Genomic DNA, 17,013 nt, shown 5'->3' with positions numbered 1-17,013 from the left:
CTCCCTTCGTGTTGTTGTTGCGCCACGTACCCATCGTCCGGTCACATCCGTTCGCCGGGCAATCGGCTGGCCTGCTTCACCCATTCGGCGACCTGGGCTTCATCGACCTGATCGTCCTCGCGAATGTCGAGGTAGCGCGTTTCCTTGGTCCGGGACTCGCCTGGAGGCAGCGGGCTGAGCGACGTGCCGCGGAAGAAGGCGACCTTGACGTATTTCGCGAAGCAATGAACGCCGAGGAACCAACCTTGGCCCTCGACCCCGTAAAGCGGCGAGTTCCATTTGACCGCCTTCTCGACGCCGGGGACGGCGCGCGCGATGAGCGCATCGAGACGGCGGCCGACATCGCGCTGCCAGCCCGGCATGGCGGCAATATAGGCCTGCACCGGGGCGTCGCCATAGCCCTTGGCGATCTGCGGGTTGCCGCCTGAAAGCAGGACCGGCTCTGTGCCGGCCCGCTTGGCGTTCGATTGTCCGCGCGTCTTCGCCATCCGCCCCTATCCGCCCACGCGCTGCTCGCTACGCGACTTGCCGGTGTAGGGCAGCACGAACATATAGAGGCCGGAAAACAGCAGCAGGAAGAGCGGCAAGAGCGGCGAGTATACCACCCAGGCGGGCGGCTCCCCCAATGCCATGGCGACGAAGTTGGCGATGACGGTCACCGTAAAGACGATCGACAGCCAACGGTGAATTTGCCGAATCCACTGGCTAAGGTTCAATACGACCTCCTCTGAGAAATGAGCGGAAAAGCCCGCGCTACCAGCGCGCCAGCTGGGTGATCTGGACCAGGTTGCCGCAGCTGTCGTTCAGTTGCGCAATGGTCGAGCCGGTGACCGCGGTCGGCGCCATGGCGAAGGCGGCGCCTCGCGCCTTGAGGCGCTCGTGGTCGCCCTCGATGTCGTCGGTGAAGAACATGACGGCGGGCTGGCCCTGCTTGAACATGGCCTGCTGGTAGGACTTGGCCGCGGGATTGTCGTTCAGCGCCAGCTGCAGCTCGGTGCCCTCCGGCTCGTCGGACGAGGCGACGGTCAGCCAGCGAAACGGCCCGTTGCTGAAATCGGCCTTCTTGGTGAAGCCGAGAACGTCGGTGTAGAAGGCAAGGGCCTTTTCCTGGTCGTCCACATACACTTTGGTCAGCTTGATCTTCATTCTGTTTCCTCCATTGGCATCGTGCGCGGCATAGCGCGTGGTGAACGTGGGCTTGACTTGAACTGCCGGCAGACTTCAGTCCATCCGCGCCAGCACCTGCTCCAGCGCTGCAAGGTACCTCGGCCAGCCGACGGTTGCGCCCCGGTAGTAGGGTTGCTGATCCGGCCGGAAGCCCGTCTGCTCCATGCGTAAATGGGTTCCCGTGCTCGTAGGGGTGAGCGTCCAGGTGACCACGCTCTCGAGATCCTTGGTATCCCAGCTGTAGGACAGCGTCTTGTTGGGCTCGACTGTCTGGACCTGGCAGTCGACGCCGCCCCAGTCCGCGCTGACACTGAAACGATGGTCCACGACCGGCTTGAAGTTGTTCTTCATCAGCCACTCCTCGATCAGATGCGGTTGCGTCAGCGCGCGCCAGATCTTTTCCGGCGGATAAGGTATCTCCCGCTCGACGACGACGGAGCGGGTTTCGGTCGCAATATTGGTCATTGGTCCATTCTTTTGAGCAGATCCTCGAGGTCGTCGAACCGGCTCTCCCAGAAGCCGGCCATCTGGCGTGTCCAATCCATCAGGAGAGCAAGCGCGCCAAGCTGCGCGCTATAGTGGGTCTGCCTTCCCTCATGGCGGTCGCGCACCAGCCCTGCCTGCCTCAGGACGCCGAGATGCTTCGACACGGCTGGCTGCGAAACCCCGGACTGGGCAGTAAGGGCGCCCACGGTCTGCTCTCCCTTTTGGCACAGTCGTTCGAAGATGGCGCGCCGGGTCGGATCGGCAAGTGTCCTGAATAGTGCGTCGTGGGCATTCGTCATGGGATCGATAACCCGGTGGCTATTGATTGACGTATAACCATTGAGATATGTGTACGTCAAGCGGGAAGGTGGAGCGGAACGATGATCCTGGTCCTGGGAGTCGCAAGGATCGCTGGACTTCATGCGCCGGTGCCGGCGCCGCGGTCAACTTCATGTCGCCGTCGCGGATAGCCGGCCCGGAGCATCAACACTTGTGGAAGTGTGTTCGGCGCGCGCAATCACATCACATTCCCGTTTGCGCCTTCGCAGGCGCCGGACTTCAGCCTTTGGGCCGCGGTTCGATGATCAGCCACTTGATGATGCCCATCGCCGGCAGCACCCACAGCAGGCCGCTCAACAGGAAGAACAGCAGATGCACCAGCGGGCTCGATTCCGACAGTTGGGCAACCGCCACGATCGACGCCACCAGCGCGTAGATGACGACCAGCGCAACCAGCAGTACGGTTCCGATCAGCTTTTTGAGGCGAATGGGCATGTCGCGATCTCTTTGACGGCTATCGCTTAGGCCGATCGCAAGCTGCACGCAACCTGTCATTGGCGGCGCGACGGCGTGCCGCGCTGCCCGGCCTTGCCACCGGGGCTGCCTTGGTCCACCAATCCCGCGACCTCAATTGCCGGAACACAACCATGGCCGCCATCACTGCTGCCGCACCCTATGCCGCCCGCGATCGCGACCTGCGCAACCGGGCGCAGGTGCGCGGCTGGCTATATTTCGTGCTTCTCGTGCTGTTCGCCCTGGTGCTGGTCGGCGGCGCCACCAGGCTTACCGAATCCGGCTTGTCGATCACCGAATGGCAGCCGATCCACGGTGTCATCCCGCCGCTCAACGACGCCGAGTGGCAGGAGGAGTTCCAGCGCTACCAGCAGATCCCGCAATATGCCGAGCTCAACAAGGGCATGAGCATCGCGGCGTTCAAGTCGATCTTCTGGTGGGAGTGGGTGCACCGCATCCTGGCGCGCAGCGTCGGCGTGGTCTTTGCCCTGCCGCTGCTGTTCTTCTGGGCGACGCGGCGTATCGAGCGCGGTCTGGGGCTGAAGCTCGTCGGCATCCTGCTGCTCGGCGGCCTGCAGGGCGCCATCGGCTGGTGGATGGTCGCGTCCGGCCTGGTCGACCGCGTCTCGGTCAGCCAATACCGGTTAGCCACGCATCTCACGCTGGCGGCGCTGATCTTCACCGCGACTATGGTAGTGGCGCGGGGGCTGGCGCCGCATTCCGAGCCCGCCGCCGATCGCTCGACGCAGCGGCTTGCCGGCGTCATCGTGCTGCTGGCGCTGGTGCAGATCTATCTCGGCGGGCTGGTCGCCGGGCTCGATGCTGGTCTGAGCTACAACACCTGGCCGCTGATGGACGGCAGGGTGATCCCCGGCGATCTGCTCCTGCTCGAGCCCGCCTGGCGCAACTTCTTCGAGAACCCGAAGACGGTGCAGTTCGTCCACCGCATCGGCGCCTACACGGTCTTCGCGGTAGCGCTCTGGCACATGATCGCGACGCGCCGGCGCCTGCCGGGCACCACCCATGCGCGCCGCGCCACGCTGCTGTTTCTGATTGTCCTGGTGCAGGCCTCGATCGGCATCGGCACGCTGTTGATGCAGGTGCCGCTGCACATGGCGCTGACCCATCAGGGTTTCGCGCTGATCCTGCTCGGATTTGCCGCCGCGCACTGGCGCGGCACCAAGGGCGCCTATCCGCTACCGACGAGACCGCCGATGAAGCGCAGGTACGTGCTCCTTGTCGGTGTTGGCGTCTCGTTGGTTGCGGCTGGGATACGTCTATCCCTACCGCCGGTGTGGTTTCCGTAAGGGATGCGGCTGGAGAAGGTTTCGGCAATGAGTTCGGGCGCGCTGACTTTCCAGCGCTTCGGAAATTCCGGCATGTTCGCTTACGGGGTGAGGCCGAGCATCAGGTCCATGTTCTGCACGGCGGCGCCCGACGCGCCCTTGCCGAGATTGTCGTAGACGGCGAGAAGGAGCGCCTGCGCCCGCTCGTCATTGGCAAAGACGTAGACCTTCATCTTGTTGGTGCCGTTGTAGATTTCCGGATCGACGTCGGGGATACGCTCCAGATGCGTGTAGGGCGCGACCTCGACCACGCCGCCCTCGATCGAGGCGAAATGATCGGCCAGCGCTGCATGCATTTCGGCGCCAGTCGGCACGCGCTCGAGGCCGCCGAGTTGCAGTGGCACCACGGTGATCATGCCTTGCGCGAAATTGCCGACCGCCGGTTGCATGATCGGGTCATGCGAGAGCTTCGCATAGGTCCTGAGCTCAGGCACGTGCTTGTGCTGCAGGGTGAGCCCGTAGGGCAGGAATTCGGGCGCGTCCTCGCCCTTGCCGACATAGTCCTCGATCATCGGCCGGCCACCACCGGAATAGCCGGAAATGCCGTTGACGGTGATCGGGAAGTCGGCGGGCAACAGTCCGGCCGACACAAGCGGCCTGAGCGTCGCAATCGGACCTTGCGGCCAGCAGCCGGGATTGGCGACGCGCTTCGCCGCAGCGATCCTCTTTGCCTGGTCCTTGTCCATTTCAGCGAAACCATATTCCCAGCCGGCGGCAACGCGATGCGCGGTCGACGCGTCGATCACCCGGGTGGTGTCGTTCTCGATCAGCGAGACGCTTTCCTTGGCGGCGGCGTCCGGCAGGCAGAGGATCGCGACATCGGCGGCATTAAGGAACTCGGCCCGCGCCGCAGTTTCCTTGCGGCGCTCGGTGGGGATCGAGATGATCTCCAGGTCGCCCCGCTCGGCCAGCAGCGCCCTGATCTGCAGGCCGGTGGTGCCGTGTTCGCCGTCGATGAAGATTTTCGGTTTCATTGCCTTGAAAAGTCCCTGCGATTTCAGCGCTATATGCCCTGAGCGTGATTGACTGCAACAGTATTGCCGTTGTTTAGGTCCTCGAGCCGGGCTTTCCGCTCGGCGACCAGGCCCAGATAATGCATCGCCACCATGGAGCCCGCGATCGCCGTTATATCGGCATGATCGTAAGCGGGCGCAACCTCGACCACGTCGGCGCCGACAATGTCGATCTGGCCGAGTTGGCGCAGCGTCGACAGGATCTTCGCCGAGGACGGGCCGCCGGCGACCGGCGTGCCCGTGCCCGGTGCGAAGGCCGGGTCCAGGCAGTCGATGTCGAAGGTAAGGTAGGTCTTCCTGCCGCCGGTACGGTCGACGATAGCATAGGCGATGTCGGACGCCCGCATCTCCTCGACCTCGTGACCGTAGAGGATCTTGATGCCGAACGTATCGGGGGCGTGCGTGCGGATGCCGATCTGGATCGAGCGATCGGGATCGATGATGCCTTCTTTCACCGCACGTCCGACGAAAGAGCCGTGGTCGATGCGTTTGCCGTCGTCCGGCCAGGTGTCCTGATGGGCGTCGAACTGCACCATCGCCAGCGGTCCGTGGATGGCGGCATGCGCCTTGAGCAGCGGCCAGGTGACGAAATGGTCGCCGCCGAGCGACAACAGGAAGGCGCCTGATTTCAGGATCTTGGCCGCCTCGCGCTCGATCGTGCCGGGTGTCTTCTGATGGTTGCCGCTGTCGAGCAGGCAGTCCCCGTAGTCGACAACAGCGAGGTGCTCGAACAGATCGCGCGAGAACGGGTACTGCGGGTCGTTGTCGAGGATCGCCGAGGCGCGGCGGATCGCCTGCGGCCCGAAGCGTGCGCCCGGCCGGTTGGTGACGGCGGCATCGAAGGGAATGCCCCACACCACGGCGTCCGCACCCTTCACGTCCTTCGTGTATCTGCGCCGCATGAACGACAGCGCGCCGGCATAGGTCGGCTCGAAGGACGCGCCCGTCTTGGAGCGGGCGGTGAAGGCATGGTCGATGTTCTGGTTCGCCATTACGGGTCCTCGGTTTTCAACGGGTTGCCACAACTACAGAACCGGCACGCAACATGCCAGTCACAGAGTGGGGAAACGGGAATGGCGCTCGGCGAGTGCCACGACAACACAGGATTGTATCATCATGACGCAGACCGCCTTTCTCAACCCCGCGCATATGCCGGCGGCGACCCGGACCGGCACCGTGGCGAGCGAGCGTTTCCTGGTGCTCGATTCCTGGCGCGGCATCTGCGCGCTGCTGGTGGCGCTGTTCCATTTCCCGACCAACTCGACGATCTCGCAAAGCGCCTTTGTCGGCGGCTCCTACCTGTTCGTCGATTTCTTCTTCGTGTTGTCCGGCTTCGTCATCGCCAGCTCCTACGGCAACCGGCTCAGCGAGCCGGTCGAGCTTGCCCGCTTCGCGCCCGTCCGCTTCGGCCGCATCTACCCGCTGCACCTCGTGATGCTCGCCGCCTTCGCCGCCTTCGAGGAGCTGCGGCTCATGCTGCCGCAATTGCACGGCACGGGTGCCGAGCCCTTCACCGGCGGCTTCGACCTGAACAGCCTCGTCGCCAATCTCTTCCTGCTGCAAGGCATGGGCGTCGAGGATCATCTGAGCTGGAACGCGCCGAGCTGGAGCATCTCGGCCGAATTCTTCGCCTATCTGCTGTTTGCCGCCGTTGTCTTCACGGCGGGCCGGCGCAGCTGGTTCTGGCTTGTGGCCGCTGCCGTCACCGCGCCGCTTTTCCTGCTTGCCTTCTCTCGCACGCATATGGACGTGTCCTTCGACTTCGGCTTCATCCGCTGCCTCTACGGCTTCTCGCTCGGCGCGCTGCTGGCATGGTTTCAGCACGATTCCATTGCAGAGGCGCGACATGCGCTTGCCGGTGACGGCAGGGCGCGGATCGCCTGGACGGCGGCCGAGATGGTGATGATCGCGGTGATCGGTGTTTTTGTCGCGCTGGCCGGAGACAACGATGCCGGCATCGCCGCTCCCCTGGTGTTTGCGCTGGCGCTCTACCTCTTTGCGCATGAGGGCGGCTGGATCAGCGCCTTCCTGCGCACCCGGCCGATGCTGATGCTGGGCGCGCTCTCCTATTCCATCTACATGGTCCACATCTTCGTGCAGGCGCGCATGATCAATGTCGGCGGGCTGGTAGAGCGCAAGTTCGGGCTTCACCTGCTCGGCGACATCGTGCTGCGCGGCGACCATGCGACCGGCTTCGGCGCCGATCTGCCATGGCTCGGCTTTGCCGCTATTCTCACCATGCTCGTCGCCACCATCGCCGTCTCCTGGTTCACCTGGCGCTTCGTCGAAATGCCGGCCCTGGCCTGGTTCCGGCGGCTGGCCAAGCGGATCTGAGAAGCCAATCCGTTCAAGCCCATAGCCGGCTTCGTTCACCGCCCTGTCATGCGCATCGCCTAACCGGGGTTCCATTCGGGACGGAGCGATTCTTGATGCGTACCATCTGGCAAGGCCTTCTGCTTTCCGCGGCGCTTGCGGTCTCGATCGGCCATGCCTTGGCCGGCGAAACGCGCGCCAGGCAGATCCTCGACCGCTTCGAGCATGCCAACCAGTGGCGCGACCATGTCATGGTGGCGGCGCACCGCGCCGGCGGCATGCAGGCCGGCAAGACGCTTTACCCCGAGAATTCGCTCGCCGCGGTCGAGGCCTCGATCGCGCTCGGTGCCGAGATCGTCGAGGTCGACATCAGGCGCTCCAAGGACGGCGAGTTCGTCGTCATGCATGACAGCTGGCTCGACCGCACCACCAACTGCAAGGGCGAGGTGGTCGACCATACTGTCGCCGAACTGAAGAGATGCAGGCTTGTCCTGGAGGGCACCGGCGCCATCACCAGCGAGCCGGTCTCGACGCTGCGCGAAATGCTGATGGCGACCAGGGACCGGATCCTGATCAACCTCGACAACAAGCTCGACGTTCATGCTCTGCCCGGCATGATCGCGGTTGCCCGCGATCTCGGCATGGCCGATCAGGTCATCGTCAAGGAGAACCTCTGGAACCAGCAGCGGATCGACACCGTCAAGGCGGCGATCGACGCTATCGGCGGCGGCTTCCAGTTCATGCCGATCATCGCCGACGATGCCGTGCGCGACGCCGCCTTCGCCGAGAAGGTTGGCCGCGTCTTTTCCCCGGGTGCGATCGAGCTGATCAACTGGCGGGCCGGCGCCGAGACGTTGACGGAGACGGGCGGACCGCTGTTCACCAACCGCATGCGGGCGTCTGCCGTGCGCGGCGGCTGGCACCTCTGGGCCGACACCTACGCCATCGTCAACAAGCCGGGCGGCTACCTGTCGGGCGGCCGCGGCGACGAGCTGGCGGTCGCCGCAAGCCTTCCCGCCGAGACCTGGGGCTTCTGGGCCGAACGCGGCGCCACCATCATCCAGACCGACGAGCCGAAGGCGGCGATCGGCTGGCTCGCCGCCAATGGTTTTCGCGTGCCTTATGCAGATGAGGCGCGGCCGGCCGAGCCGGCGCATACGGCGAGCATCAACTAGGCGTCGGCGCTTCACCCCACCCGGCGCTGCGCGCCGACCTCCCCATCGAGGGGAGGTAGAGAGCCGTGCGAACTCGCCGTCGCTGGACGTCCGCGAAATCGATGAGTGCTAAGCGAACTTTTGAGGTTATGGCGCGGCGCCCTACCTCCCCTTGATGGGGAGGTCGCGCCGCAGGCGCGGGCGGGGTGACAGCGCCGACCTAGGCCGCCTTCGCTACCCCTTCCAACTCCTGCAGCACCTCCGCCGAAAGCTCCAGCTCCGCCGCCGCAAGATTCTCCCGCAGATGCCCGACCGACGACGTGCCGGGGATCAGCAGAATGTTCGGCGAGCGTCGCAGCAGCCAGGCGAGCGCCACCTGCATCGGCGTCGCGCCGAGCCGTTCCGCCACCCTCGACAAAGTCGAAGACTGCAGCGGGCTGAAGCCGCCGAGCGGGAAGAATGGCACATAGGCGGTGCCTTCCCGCGCCAGTTGGTCGATCAGCGCGTCGTCGTCGCGGTGCGCCAGATTGTACTGGTTCTGCACGCAGACGATCTTGCAGATCCGGCGGCCTTCCTCGATCTGCGCGGGAGTGACGTTGCTCAGGCCGATATGGCGCACCAGTCCCTTGCGCTGCAACTCGGCAAGCGCTGTCAACTGCGCTTCGATCGAGCCCTCAGTCGGCCCCATCCCGAACATTATGCGCAGATTGACGACGTCCAGCACCTCAAGTCCGAGATTCCTGAGGTTGTCATGCACGGCCTGCTCAAGTTCGGTAGGCGAATTGGCCGGCAGCCAGGACGCATCGCTGCCGCGCCGCGCGCCGATCTTGGTGACGAGGACGAGGTCCTTGGGGTAAGGCGACAGCGCCTCGCGAATAATCTGGTTGGTGACGTGCGGGCCGTAATAGTCGCAGGTGTCGATATGGTCCACGCCCGATGACACCGCCTCGCGCAGCACCGCCAGTGCGGCATCGCGATCCCTGGGCGGACCAAACACATGCGGGCCGGCAAGCTGCATGGCGCCGTAGCCAAGGCGTTTCACGGTGTGGCTTCCGAGGGTGAATGTGCCGGACTTTTGGATGCTGGACATGCTGTTTCTCCTTGCTGTCGACGAGGCAGATAGGCGCTGTCGGCTGTTTCGATAATCGCTTATAATCCGGACAGGTTGTACGGGATGACGAACAATGGCGACGGATCTCAACGATCTCCAGGCGTTTATGGCGGTGGCGCGCGCAGGCGGTTTTCGCGAAGGAGCCCGCGCGACGGCGGGCAGTGCCTCCGCGCTCAGCGAAGCGATCCGCCGTCTGGAAACCCAGCTCGGTGTGAGGCTCTTCAACCGCACCACGCGCAGCGTCGCTTTGACCGAGGCTGGTGCCAGCCTGCTGGCGCGGCTCGGCCCCGCATTGGGCGAGGTAGAAGCTGCGCTCGATGTGGTGAACGGCTTTCGCGACCGGCCCGCCGGAACGTTGCGTCTCAACGTGCCGATAAGCGCCTCGCGGCTGGTGCTGCCCAAAATCGTTCCGGGATTTCTCGCGGCCTATCCCGCCATTCGCCTGGAGGTGATCGCCGAGGAGAACTTCATCGATCTGCTGGTGGCCGGCTGCGACGCCGGAATCCGCTATGACGAGCGGCTGGAGCAGGACATGATCGCGGTGCCGATCGGACCCCGAGCGCAGCGCTTCACGACCTCCGCTGCGCCGTCCTACCTTGACCGGCACGGCCGGCCGCAGCACCCGCGCGACCTGCTTGGCCATGCCTGTGTGCGCGGCCGCTTCCCGAGCGGGGTCATGACGCCCTGGGAGTTCGAGCGGGACGGCGAGGTGGTGCGGGTCGATCCCACGGGGCCATTGGTCGTCAGCATCGGTGGAGGCGTCGATCTCGCTGTCGATGCGGCGATCGCTGGTGTCGGCATTCTCTGGCTGTTTGAGGACTGGGTGCGCCCGCATTTCGAGAGCGGCGCGCTGGAACCTGTGCTGGAGCCGTGGTGGCAGAGCTTCCCGGGACCCTTCCTGTACTATCCCGGCCGACGGCTGGTGCCCGCGCCGCTGCGCGCATTCATCGACTACATAAAGACGCCGGCCGGCCGCGGTCCCTGAGCATCCCAAAAACAAAAAGGCCGCCCGGAGGCGGCCTTTCGATTGTCCAAATTTCGTAGCGCTTAGCGCTTCGAGAACTGGAAGGAGCGGCGGGCCTTCGCCTTGCCGTACTTCTTGCGCTCGACGACGCGGCTGTCGCGGGTCAGGAAGCCGCCCTTCTTGAGCACGGCGCGCAGCGCCGGCTCGTAGTAGGTCAGCGCCTTGGAGATGCCGTGACGAACGGCGCCGGCCTGGCCGGACAGGCCGCCGCCGATGACGGTGGCGACGATGTCGTATTGGCCGGCCCGGTTGGCGGCGATGATCGGCTGGTTGAGGATCATCTGCAGCACCGGACGCGCGAAGTAGCTCGCGAATTCCTTGTCGTTGACGACGATCTTGCCGGAGCCCGGCTTCACCCAGACGCGCGCGATGGCGTTCTTGCGCTTGCCGGTGGCATAGGCGCGGCCCGACTTGTCGAGCTTCTGGACGTGGACGGGAGCGGCCGGCTGCGCGACGGCAGCGGCAGTCCCGAGTTCTGCGAGCGAGGAAAGCTCAGCCATTACGAAGCCCTCTTGTTCTTGGAGTTCAGCTTGGCCACGTCGAGCGTGACGGGCTGCTGGGCGACATGCGGATGTTCAGCGCCTGCATAGACGCGGAGATTCTTCATCTGGCGACGGCCAAGCGGGCCGCGCGGGATCATGCGCTCGACGGCCTTCTCGACGACGCGCTCGGGGAAACGGCCCTCGAGCAGCTGGCGCGCGGTGCGCTCCTTGATGCCGCCGGGATGGCCGGTGTGCCAGTAATAGACCTTGTCGGTGTACTTCTTGCCGGTGAACACCACCTTGTCGGCATTGATGACGATGACGTTGTCGCCGTCGTCGACATGCGGGGTGAAGGTGGGCTTGTGCTTGCCGCGCAGATGGTTGGCGATGACAGTGGCGAGGCGGCCGACGACGAGACCTTCGGCGTCGATCAGCACCCACTTCTTCACCACATCCGCAGGCTTCTGCGAAAAGGTAGCCATGGTTCTTGCTCTCGGTTGGACCCTCCCTACCCGCGAAGGACAGGGAAAGGCGTTTCTTGTTGCTTGGATTGGCTGGGGTGTTCGCCCGTCGCCAATAACAAAGCGGCGGCCGTTGCGGGCCGCTGCTTCGCGAGGGCTTATAGGCGAGGGCAATCAGCGCGTCAAGGCGACCGAAATCTCTCTTTGCGTGGAAAACATAGCAAAAACAATGAATTGAGTAAAAGGTATTATTTTACCACATCATTCGGACGTTTCGGCGGGATCGAATAGGTGCCCGTGGCATGCGCCACCGTGTGTCCGTCCGGCCCGGCGACGATGTCGATGTCGAACACCATCAGGCTTTTTCCCAGCTTCAGGATGCGGCAATGGCCGTCGATCGGACCGGCCTTGGCCTTGCGCACGAAGTTGATGTTGAGGTTGGTGGTGACCGACAGCGCATCCGGCCCGGCATGCGATAGCACGCAGACATAGCCGCCGATGTCGGCCAACGTGAACAGGGAAGGACCGGACACCGTGCCGCCCGGACGCAGATGCCGCTCGTCGGCATTGAGCCGCACGATGCAGCCGCCGGGAAACACCTCCAGCGCCTGATAGAAGGAAAACTGGTCGTTGAGCTGCGGATAGACGCTTTCCATCAACCGATTGACGTCAGCCGCGGTCAACACCGGCTTCAGATTGCTTTGAGCGGGCATCGGCGATTTCCTATGTGCGGGACGGGCAGGGCACCCAAGGCGAGGGCGCCTGGACCAAATGTTGCGGCCGAGAAAACACGGCTAGCGGCTTTTCTTCAATCGGCAGCGTGCTAGTTCTTTTGTTCCATGGTCTGTGAAGTGCGCCACAGCAGGCCGAGAAGGATTGGGCGGAGAGGTTTGAAAACATGGCTGAAGTCGTCGCCATCAAGCCGGCAATCGCCGAGGGGCCTGTTGTCGCCAGCCTGGACAAAGGCACTCTTCGCCTGACGCTCGCCAGCCCGCCGGCCAATGCCTTGTCGCTGGCGGTGATGGCGGCGCTGATGGCCGAACTCGATCGCGCGAAATCCGACAAATCCGTGCGCGTCATCATCCTCGCGGCGTCCGGTAAGGTGTTCTGCGCCGGCCACGATCTCAAGGAACTGAGCGCCCATCGCAGCGATGCCGATCGCGGCCGGGCCTTCTTCGAGAAGACCTTTGCCGCTTGCGCCGAGTTGATGCAGGCGATCGTGCGCCACCCCAGGCCGGTCATCGCCGAGGTCGACGGCCTCGCCACCGCCGCCGGGCTGCAATTGGTCGCGAGCTGCGATCTTGCGATTGCCTCGCACGAGGCGACCTTCTGCACACCGGGCGTCAACATCGGCCTGTTCTGCTCGACGCCGATGGTGGCGCTGTCGCGCAATGTCTCGCGCAAGCAGGCCATGGAAATGCTACTGACTGGCGAGACGATCGACGCGGCCACCGCCAAAGAATTCGGCCTCATCAACCGCATCGTGCCGCGCGAATACCTGAATCAGGTTGTCGGCAAATACGCGCAAACCATTGCTTCGAAATCATCTTTGGTGGTCAAGACCGGCAAGGAGGCGTTCTACGCTCAGGCCGAGATGGGACTGGCCGACGCCTATGTGTACACCGGCCGGGTGATGGTCGAGAACATGTTGGCGCGCGACGCGGAGGAAGGCATCGGAGCTTTCGTCGGCAAGCGCAAGCCGGAATGGAAGGACGAGTAGGGCGCCCGGAAAGAGGAAGGTCCGAATGGAACCGCGTATCTCCATCATCACCGTCGCCACCGACGATCTCGATCGCGCGACGCGCTTCTACGAGGGCATGGGACTGACCCGCCATCCGGGGATCACCGAGGGCGTCGCCTTCTTCCAGATGGGTGGAGCCATTCTCGGCCTGTTCCCGCGCGAAAGCGCCGAGGAGGATTCCGGCGTCAGCTTTGCAAAAGCGCCGTCGGCCGTCTATCTCGCCTACAACACCCGCTCCGACGCCGAAGTCGACCAAGTCCTCGCCATGGCCGAGAAGGCCGGCGGCAAGATCGTCAAGCCGGCCGGCCGCGCCTTCTGGGGCGGCTGGTACGGCTATTTCGCCGATGCCGACGGCCATGTCTGGGAAGTCGCGCACAATCCGGCCTTTCCGATCGCGGAAGACGGCTCGATCTCGCTGCCGGGCTGACGCTGCCCGTGGCGCCTCGCAAGCAACTGACGCGCCTGAAGGCGCCTTATCTCAAGCGCATCCTGCTCGAGCCAGCGGGCGTCGAGGACTGGGAACAATATCCCTGGAACCTGCCGATCTTCGCCAGCCGCGCGTTCGAGTTCGAATTCACCACGCCGATCACCATTATCGTCGGCGAGAACGGCACCGGCAAATCGACGCTGCTCGAAGCCATCGGCGCGCTTGCCGGTTACGACGAGGCCGGCGGCGGCAAGGGCTACAGGCCGGTCGACCATTCCATCGCCATCGACAAAAGCGGCACCGCGCTTGCCCAGACGCTCCGTGCCCATTGGCTGCCGAAGGTCACCGCCGGCTGGTTCTTCCGAGCAGAATCCTTCTATTCGGTGGCGCGCTACCTTGATCGGGCGGCACTCGAAGACCCGTTCAAACCGCCGCCGCCCGATTTCCTCTCGTGGTCGCACGGCGAAGGTTTCATCCGCTTCTTCGAGGAGCGCTGTCGTCGGCAAGGCATCTACATCCTGGACGAGCCGGAAAGCGCGCTGTCGCCGACACGCCAGATCGAACTGCTCAAGCTGCTGAGGCGAATGGACCTGTCCGGCACCGCGCAGGTGATCATGGCGACGCACTCGCCGCTGCTGATGGCCTGTCCCGGCGCGCGCCTGTTCCGCATCAGCCGCTTCGGGCTCGACCTGGTCGATTTTCGCGACACCGACCACTTTCGCATGATGCGCGATTTCTGCGGCGATCCGGATGGTTTTCTCGCCGAAGCGCTGTATGAGGACGAGGCATGAACCACGACAGCTACGACAACACCTATATCGCCGGCATCCTCAACTCGGTGAAGACCGTCGCCATGGTCGGCGCGTCGCCCAACGACGTTCGGCCGAGCTTTTTCGTGCTGAAGTACCTGCTGGCCAAGGGGTTCTCGGTGTTTCCGATCAATCCTGGTCATGCCGGCAAGGAGATTCTAGGCCGTACCGTCTACGCAAGCCTCGCCGACGTGCCGCAGCCGGTCGACATGGTCGACATCTTTCGTGGCTCAGTCGCGGTGCCGGGTATCCTCGATCAGATTCTGCGGCTCGATCCCTTGCCGAAAGTGGTCTGGATGCAGCTTGGCGTGCGCAATGACGAGGCGGCCGCCCGCGCCGAGGCTGCCGGCATGAAGGTGGTGATGAACCGCTGCCCGAAGATCGAATACGGCAAGCTGTCCGGCGAGATCGGCTGGACCGGCGTCAATTCCGGCGTGCTGTCGTCGAAGAAGCCGCTGATGCGGCAGGGCTTCCAGAGCTTCGGCGTAAGGCAAAAATAGCCCGGCCGCCGCGGCGCAAAATTATTCCGGGAAGAATTGGATTTTCTCGGGCGCTCGTCGCAGATCGCACGCCGAAAGGTATTTTCTTCTTTGCATTCCGGGGTGGCCTTCGCCAAGAATGCCCCACGATTTCTTGCGCAGGTTCCTGAGGGAGTTTTCGATGACGCGTACGCCCGGTTTCAACACGCTTGCCATTCACGCCGGCGCCAAGCCCGATCCGGCGACGGGCGCCCGGGCGACCCCGATCTACCAGACCACCTCCTATGTTTTCGATGACGCCGACCATGCCGCCTCGCTGTTCGGCTTGAAGGCCTTCGGCAACATCTACACCCGCATCATGAACCCCACCCAGGCCGTGCTCGAGGAGCGCGTCGCGGCGCTCGAGGGCGGCACCGCGGCGCTGGCGGTCGCGTCCGGCCACGCCGCGCAGATACTGGTGTTTCACAATCTGATGCAGCCGGGCGACAATTTCGTCGCCGCGACAAGGCTTTACGGCGGCTCGATCAACCAGTTCGGCCACGCCTTCAAGAATTATGGCTGGGAGGTTCGCTGGGCTGACACCAACGATGTCTCGACCTTCGAAAGCCAGATCGACGACAGGACCAAGGCGATCTTCATCGAGAGCCTTGCCAATCCGGGCGGCATCTTCGTCGACATCGAGAAGATCGGCGACATCGCCCGCAAGCACGGCCTGCCGCTGATCGTCGACAACACGCTGGCCTCGCCCTACCTGGTGCGGCCGATCGAGCACGGCGCCGACATCGTCGTCCATTCGCTGACCAAGTTCATCGGCGGCCACGGCAATTCGATCGGCGGCGCCATCGTCGACGGCGGCACCTTCGACTGGTCGAAGTCGGGCAAATACCCGATGCTGTCGGAACCGCGCCCCGAATATGGCGGCATCGTGCTGCACGAGACCTTCGGCAATTTCGCCTTTGCGATTGCCGCGCGCGTCCTCGGTCTGCGCGACATCGGCCCGGCGATCTCGCCCTTCAACGCCTTCCTGATCCTGACCGGACTGGAAACGCTGCCGCTCAGGATGCAGCGCCATTGCGACAACGCGGCGAGCGTCGCCGGCTGGCTATCGAACCATCCCAAGGTCGCGTGGGTGAGCTATCCCAGCCTGCCCGGCGACAAGAACAACGCCCTGCAGAAGAAGTATTCGCCGCAGGGCGCCGGCGCGGTGTTCACCTTCGGTCTCAAGGGCGGCTACGCCGCGGGCGTCAAATTCGTCGAGGCGCTGGAGCTGTTCTCGCATCTTGCCAATGTCGGCGATACCAAGTCGCTGGTCATCCACCCGGCCTCGACCACGCATCGCCAGCTTTCCGACGAGCAGAAGATCAAGGCCGGCGCCGGGCCGGACACGGTCCGCCTTTCGGTCGGCATCGAGGACGTCAACGATATCGTCGCCGACCTCGAACAGGCGCTGGACAAGGTCTGATGGCGGCGCCGAACTTTCTCTCCGTCGATGTCGCAAGCGCCGAGCCGGAGGCCGGCGCGCCTGCTCCGGACCGGCTGATTTCGGGCGATCCGAAGTTCCGCACCTGGAATGTCGAGGAGCGGGACGGCGGCCTTTATGCCGGCATCTGGGAATCGACGCCCGGCAAGTGGCGCATCGTCTATGACGAGTGGGAGTTTTGCCACATCCTGTCCGGCGTCTCGGTGATCTCCGAGGACGGCGGCGAGGCGCGCACCGTCAAAGCCGGCGACAGTTTCGTGCTGCGGCCGGGCTTCAAGGGCAGCTGGGAAGTGCTTGAAACGACGCGCAAGGAGTATGTAATCAAGCTTTAATGATCTCCAAGAACAGTAGCAGGGAGAACTAGCGCCTATTGGGGATTACCATGCACTCAGGTATCGATATATACAAAATAGTGATCGTCATTGCCTGCGTGCTCGCGAACGTGTGGCTTTTAAATTTTTGTATATATGTTGTATTGCCGGCCGTTAGGGCAGGAATCTACCCGGCGCGTGGTAGGGTTTACTTGCGAGAAATGCACCCAAAGAGATTTTGGCTGGCGGTAGTATTCTTTCCGGCAGCGACCATCGTCATGTTGGCCTCCACGATCCTGTTCGTTCTTAGCATCTCTGGGAACATGTAAGGCGCCAAGTGGAATTCCGTAGGCTGCGCCTACCTGGCCAATTCGCCGGGAATTCGCGCAGGTCCTCTGAGATCCAGGGTGCAACCGG

22 protein-coding genes are annotated in these 17,013 nt (G+C 63.9%); 10 read left to right on the top strand and 12 right to left on the bottom strand.

From position 1 onward, the window contains the following. Window positions 1-41: 41 nt before the first annotated feature. The 6 genes from EN786_RS12945 to EN786_RS12920 all read right to left on the bottom strand — a co-directional run bounded on the left by EN786_RS12945 (window position 42) and on the right by EN786_RS12920 (window position 2,427). Entirely contained in the window at window positions 42-488 is a 447-nt protein-coding gene (locus EN786_RS12945) for a DUF1801 domain-containing protein (protein WP_127282141.1), read from the bottom strand. Between the two features lie 6 nt (window positions 489-494). Continuing rightward, window positions 495-716 (bottom strand): hypothetical protein, encoded by a 222-nt coding sequence (locus EN786_RS12940; protein WP_127282140.1) that lies wholly within the window; start codon window positions 714-716, stop codon window positions 495-497. A gap of 37 nt (window positions 717-753) precedes the next feature. Beyond that, window positions 754-1,146, bottom strand: a complete 393-nt coding sequence (locus tag EN786_RS12935; RefSeq protein WP_127282139.1) for a VOC family protein — start codon at window positions 1,144-1,146, stop codon at window positions 754-756. A gap of 75 nt (window positions 1,147-1,221) precedes the next feature. Then, window positions 1,222-1,632, bottom strand: a complete 411-nt coding sequence (locus EN786_RS12930; RefSeq protein ID WP_127282138.1) for an SRPBCC domain-containing protein — start codon at window positions 1,630-1,632, stop codon at window positions 1,222-1,224. Beyond that, window positions 1,629-1,952: a metalloregulator ArsR/SmtB family transcription factor gene (locus EN786_RS12925; RefSeq protein ID WP_135908539.1), complete on the bottom strand. Its 324-nt coding sequence runs from the start codon at window positions 1,950-1,952 to the stop codon at window positions 1,629-1,631. Before EN786_RS12925 ends, EN786_RS12930 begins: the two co-directional genes overlap by 4 nt. Window positions 1,953-2,211: 259 nt before the next feature. Then, on the bottom strand, window positions 2,212-2,427 hold the full coding sequence (locus tag EN786_RS12920; RefSeq protein ID WP_126054916.1) for a DUF2842 domain-containing protein: 216 nt from the start codon (window positions 2,425-2,427) through the stop codon (window positions 2,212-2,214). Between the two features lie 152 nt (window positions 2,428-2,579). Here EN786_RS12920 and EN786_RS12915 point away from each other — a divergent pair, with 152 nt between their 5' ends. Then, the gene (locus EN786_RS12915; RefSeq protein WP_245478448.1) at window positions 2,580-3,752 is read left to right on the top strand and encodes a COX15/CtaA family protein; all 1,173 of its coding nucleotides are present in this window, start codon (window positions 2,580-2,582) and stop codon (window positions 3,750-3,752) included. Window positions 3,753-3,832: 80 nt separating this feature from the next. Here the strand turns inward: EN786_RS12915 and argC are convergent, their stop codons facing one another. Both argC and speB read right to left on the bottom strand, forming a co-directional pair. Next, window positions 3,833-4,765, bottom strand: coding sequence for an N-acetyl-gamma-glutamyl-phosphate reductase (gene argC, locus EN786_RS12905; protein WP_127311756.1), 933 nt, complete (start codon window positions 4,763-4,765; stop codon window positions 3,833-3,835). A 29-nt stretch (window positions 4,766-4,794) separates the two neighbouring features. Next, window positions 4,795-5,796 carry an agmatinase gene (speB, locus tag EN786_RS12900; RefSeq protein ID WP_127311755.1) on the bottom strand — a complete coding sequence of 334 codons (1,002 nt, stop codon included), beginning with the start codon at window positions 5,794-5,796 and terminating at the stop codon, window positions 4,795-4,797. Window positions 5,797-5,920: 124 nt separating this feature from the next. Here speB and EN786_RS12895 point away from each other — a divergent pair, with 124 nt between their 5' ends. After that, on the top strand, window positions 5,921-7,138 hold the full coding sequence (locus tag EN786_RS12895; RefSeq protein ID WP_135908537.1) for an acyltransferase: 1,218 nt from the start codon (window positions 5,921-5,923) through the stop codon (window positions 7,136-7,138). 95 nt (window positions 7,139-7,233) lie between these two features. Continuing rightward, window positions 7,234-8,292: a glycerophosphodiester phosphodiesterase family protein gene (locus EN786_RS12890; RefSeq protein ID WP_127311853.1), complete on the top strand. Its 1,059-nt coding sequence runs from the start codon at window positions 7,234-7,236 to the stop codon at window positions 8,290-8,292. A gap of 199 nt (window positions 8,293-8,491) precedes the next feature. On the opposite strand, the gene EN786_RS12885 is transcribed toward EN786_RS12890, so the two are convergent. Beyond that, a complete protein-coding gene (locus EN786_RS12885; RefSeq protein WP_127311852.1) occupies window positions 8,492-9,361 on the bottom strand; it encodes an aldo/keto reductase family oxidoreductase in 870 nt (289 codons plus the stop codon). Window positions 9,362-9,455: 94 nt separating this feature from the next. Between EN786_RS12885 and EN786_RS12880 the strand changes: the two genes are divergently transcribed. Further along, window positions 9,456-10,367, top strand: a complete 912-nt coding sequence (locus EN786_RS12880) for a LysR family transcriptional regulator (RefSeq protein WP_127311851.1) — start codon at window positions 9,456-9,458, stop codon at window positions 10,365-10,367. Window positions 10,368-10,429: 62 nt separating this feature from the next. Here the strand turns inward: EN786_RS12880 and rpsI are convergent, their stop codons facing one another. From rpsI to EN786_RS12865, 3 genes are all read right to left on the bottom strand, one after another. Continuing rightward, window positions 10,430-10,906 carry a 30S ribosomal protein S9 gene (gene rpsI / locus EN786_RS12875; RefSeq protein ID WP_126054908.1) on the bottom strand — a complete coding sequence of 159 codons (477 nt, stop codon included), beginning with the start codon at window positions 10,904-10,906 and terminating at the stop codon, window positions 10,430-10,432. After that, window positions 10,906-11,370, bottom strand: coding sequence for a 50S ribosomal protein L13 (gene rplM / locus EN786_RS12870; RefSeq protein WP_126054907.1), 465 nt, complete (start codon window positions 11,368-11,370; stop codon window positions 10,906-10,908). The genes rpsI and rplM overlap by 1 nt, the downstream gene beginning before the upstream one ends. 227 nt (window positions 11,371-11,597) lie before the next feature. Then, window positions 11,598-12,062 carry a PaaI family thioesterase gene (locus EN786_RS12865; RefSeq protein ID WP_127312045.1) on the bottom strand — a complete coding sequence of 155 codons (465 nt, stop codon included), beginning with the start codon at window positions 12,060-12,062 and terminating at the stop codon, window positions 11,598-11,600. A 185-nt stretch (window positions 12,063-12,247) separates the two neighbouring features. Between EN786_RS12865 and EN786_RS12860 the strand changes: the two genes are divergently transcribed. The 6 genes from EN786_RS12860 (at window position 12,248) to EN786_RS12835 (ending at window position 16,617) form a co-directional block, all read left to right on the top strand. Next, window positions 12,248-13,069, top strand: coding sequence for an enoyl-CoA hydratase (locus tag EN786_RS12860; protein ID WP_127312046.1), 822 nt, complete (start codon window positions 12,248-12,250; stop codon window positions 13,067-13,069). 25 nt (window positions 13,070-13,094) lie between these two features. Beyond that, window positions 13,095-13,517, top strand: a complete 423-nt coding sequence (locus EN786_RS12855) for a VOC family protein (RefSeq protein WP_127393937.1) — start codon at window positions 13,095-13,097, stop codon at window positions 13,515-13,517. A gap of 8 nt (window positions 13,518-13,525) precedes the next feature. After that, entirely contained in the window at window positions 13,526-14,308 is a 783-nt protein-coding gene (locus EN786_RS12850) for an AAA family ATPase (protein ID WP_127393938.1), read from the top strand. After that, a complete protein-coding gene (locus EN786_RS12845; protein WP_127282126.1) occupies window positions 14,305-14,826 on the top strand; it encodes a CoA-binding protein in 522 nt (173 codons plus the stop codon). Before EN786_RS12850 ends, EN786_RS12845 begins: the two co-directional genes overlap by 4 nt. Before the next feature lie 160 nt (window positions 14,827-14,986). Beyond that, window positions 14,987-16,267, top strand: coding sequence for an O-acetylhomoserine aminocarboxypropyltransferase (locus tag EN786_RS12840; protein ID WP_126054901.1), 1,281 nt, complete (start codon window positions 14,987-14,989; stop codon window positions 16,265-16,267). Continuing rightward, window positions 16,267-16,617, top strand: coding sequence for a cupin domain-containing protein (locus EN786_RS12835; RefSeq protein ID WP_127310820.1), 351 nt, complete (start codon window positions 16,267-16,269; stop codon window positions 16,615-16,617). Before EN786_RS12840 ends, EN786_RS12835 begins: the two co-directional genes overlap by 1 nt. The last annotated feature ends 396 nt before the right edge of the window (window positions 16,618-17,013 follow it).

This window comes from Mesorhizobium sp. M4B.F.Ca.ET.143.01.1.1, assembly GCF_004792275.1.
In the GTDB taxonomy this organism is placed as follows: Bacteria; Pseudomonadota; Alphaproteobacteria; order Rhizobiales; family Rhizobiaceae; genus Mesorhizobium; species Mesorhizobium abyssinicae.
Note: the sequence above shows the minus strand (reverse complement) of the source record. Positions and strands in the feature narration are given on the sequence as shown.

Bases quoted from the DNA above. Each gene is read 5' to 3' on its own strand.
- EN786_RS12845 (WP_127282126.1), top strand. From the start codon at position 14,305: ATGAACCACGACAGCTACGACAACACCTATATCGCCGGCATCCTCAAC.
- speB (WP_127311755.1), bottom strand. From the start codon at position 5,796: ATGGCGAACCAGAACATCGACCATGCCTTCACCGCCCGCTCCAAGACG.
- argC (WP_127311756.1), bottom strand. From the start codon at position 4,765: ATGAAACCGAAAATCTTCATCGACGGCGAACACGGCACCACCGGCCTG.
- rpsI (WP_126054908.1), bottom strand. From the start codon at position 10,906: ATGGCTGAGCTTTCCTCGCTCGCAGAACTCGGGACTGCCGCTGCCGTC.
- EN786_RS12855 (WP_127393937.1), top strand. From the start codon at position 13,095: ATGGAACCGCGTATCTCCATCATCACCGTCGCCACCGACGATCTCGAT.
- EN786_RS12885 (WP_127311852.1), bottom strand. From the start codon at position 9,361: ATGTCCAGCATCCAAAAGTCCGGCACATTCACCCTCGGAAGCCACACC.
- EN786_RS12865 (WP_127312045.1), bottom strand. From the start codon at position 12,062: ATGCCCGCTCAAAGCAATCTGAAGCCGGTGTTGACCGCGGCTGACGTC.
- EN786_RS12880 (WP_127311851.1), top strand. From the start codon at position 9,456: ATGGCGACGGATCTCAACGATCTCCAGGCGTTTATGGCGGTGGCGCGC.
- rplM (WP_126054907.1), bottom strand. From the start codon at position 11,370: ATGGCTACCTTTTCGCAGAAGCCTGCGGATGTGGTGAAGAAGTGGGTG.
- EN786_RS12915 (WP_245478448.1), top strand. From the start codon at position 2,580: ATGGCCGCCATCACTGCTGCCGCACCCTATGCCGCCCGCGATCGCGAC.
- EN786_RS12930 (WP_127282138.1), bottom strand. From the start codon at position 1,632: ATGACCAATATTGCGACCGAAACCCGCTCCGTCGTCGTCGAGCGGGAG.
- EN786_RS12895 (WP_135908537.1), top strand. From the start codon at position 5,921: ATGACGCAGACCGCCTTTCTCAACCCCGCGCATATGCCGGCGGCGACC.
- EN786_RS12925 (WP_135908539.1), bottom strand. From the start codon at position 1,952: ATGACGAATGCCCACGACGCACTATTCAGGACACTTGCCGATCCGACC.
- EN786_RS12920 (WP_126054916.1), bottom strand. From the start codon at position 2,427: ATGCCCATTCGCCTCAAAAAGCTGATCGGAACCGTACTGCTGGTTGCG.
- EN786_RS12935 (WP_127282139.1), bottom strand. From the start codon at position 1,146: ATGAAGATCAAGCTGACCAAAGTGTATGTGGACGACCAGGAAAAGGCC.
- EN786_RS12860 (WP_127312046.1), top strand. From the start codon at position 12,248: ATGGCTGAAGTCGTCGCCATCAAGCCGGCAATCGCCGAGGGGCCTGTT.
- EN786_RS12945 (WP_127282141.1), bottom strand. From the start codon at position 488: ATGGCGAAGACGCGCGGACAATCGAACGCCAAGCGGGCCGGCACAGAG.
- EN786_RS12840 (WP_126054901.1), top strand. From the start codon at position 14,987: ATGACGCGTACGCCCGGTTTCAACACGCTTGCCATTCACGCCGGCGCC.
- EN786_RS12835 (WP_127310820.1), top strand. From the start codon at position 16,267: ATGGCGGCGCCGAACTTTCTCTCCGTCGATGTCGCAAGCGCCGAGCCG.
- EN786_RS12890 (WP_127311853.1), top strand. From the start codon at position 7,234: ATGCGTACCATCTGGCAAGGCCTTCTGCTTTCCGCGGCGCTTGCGGTC.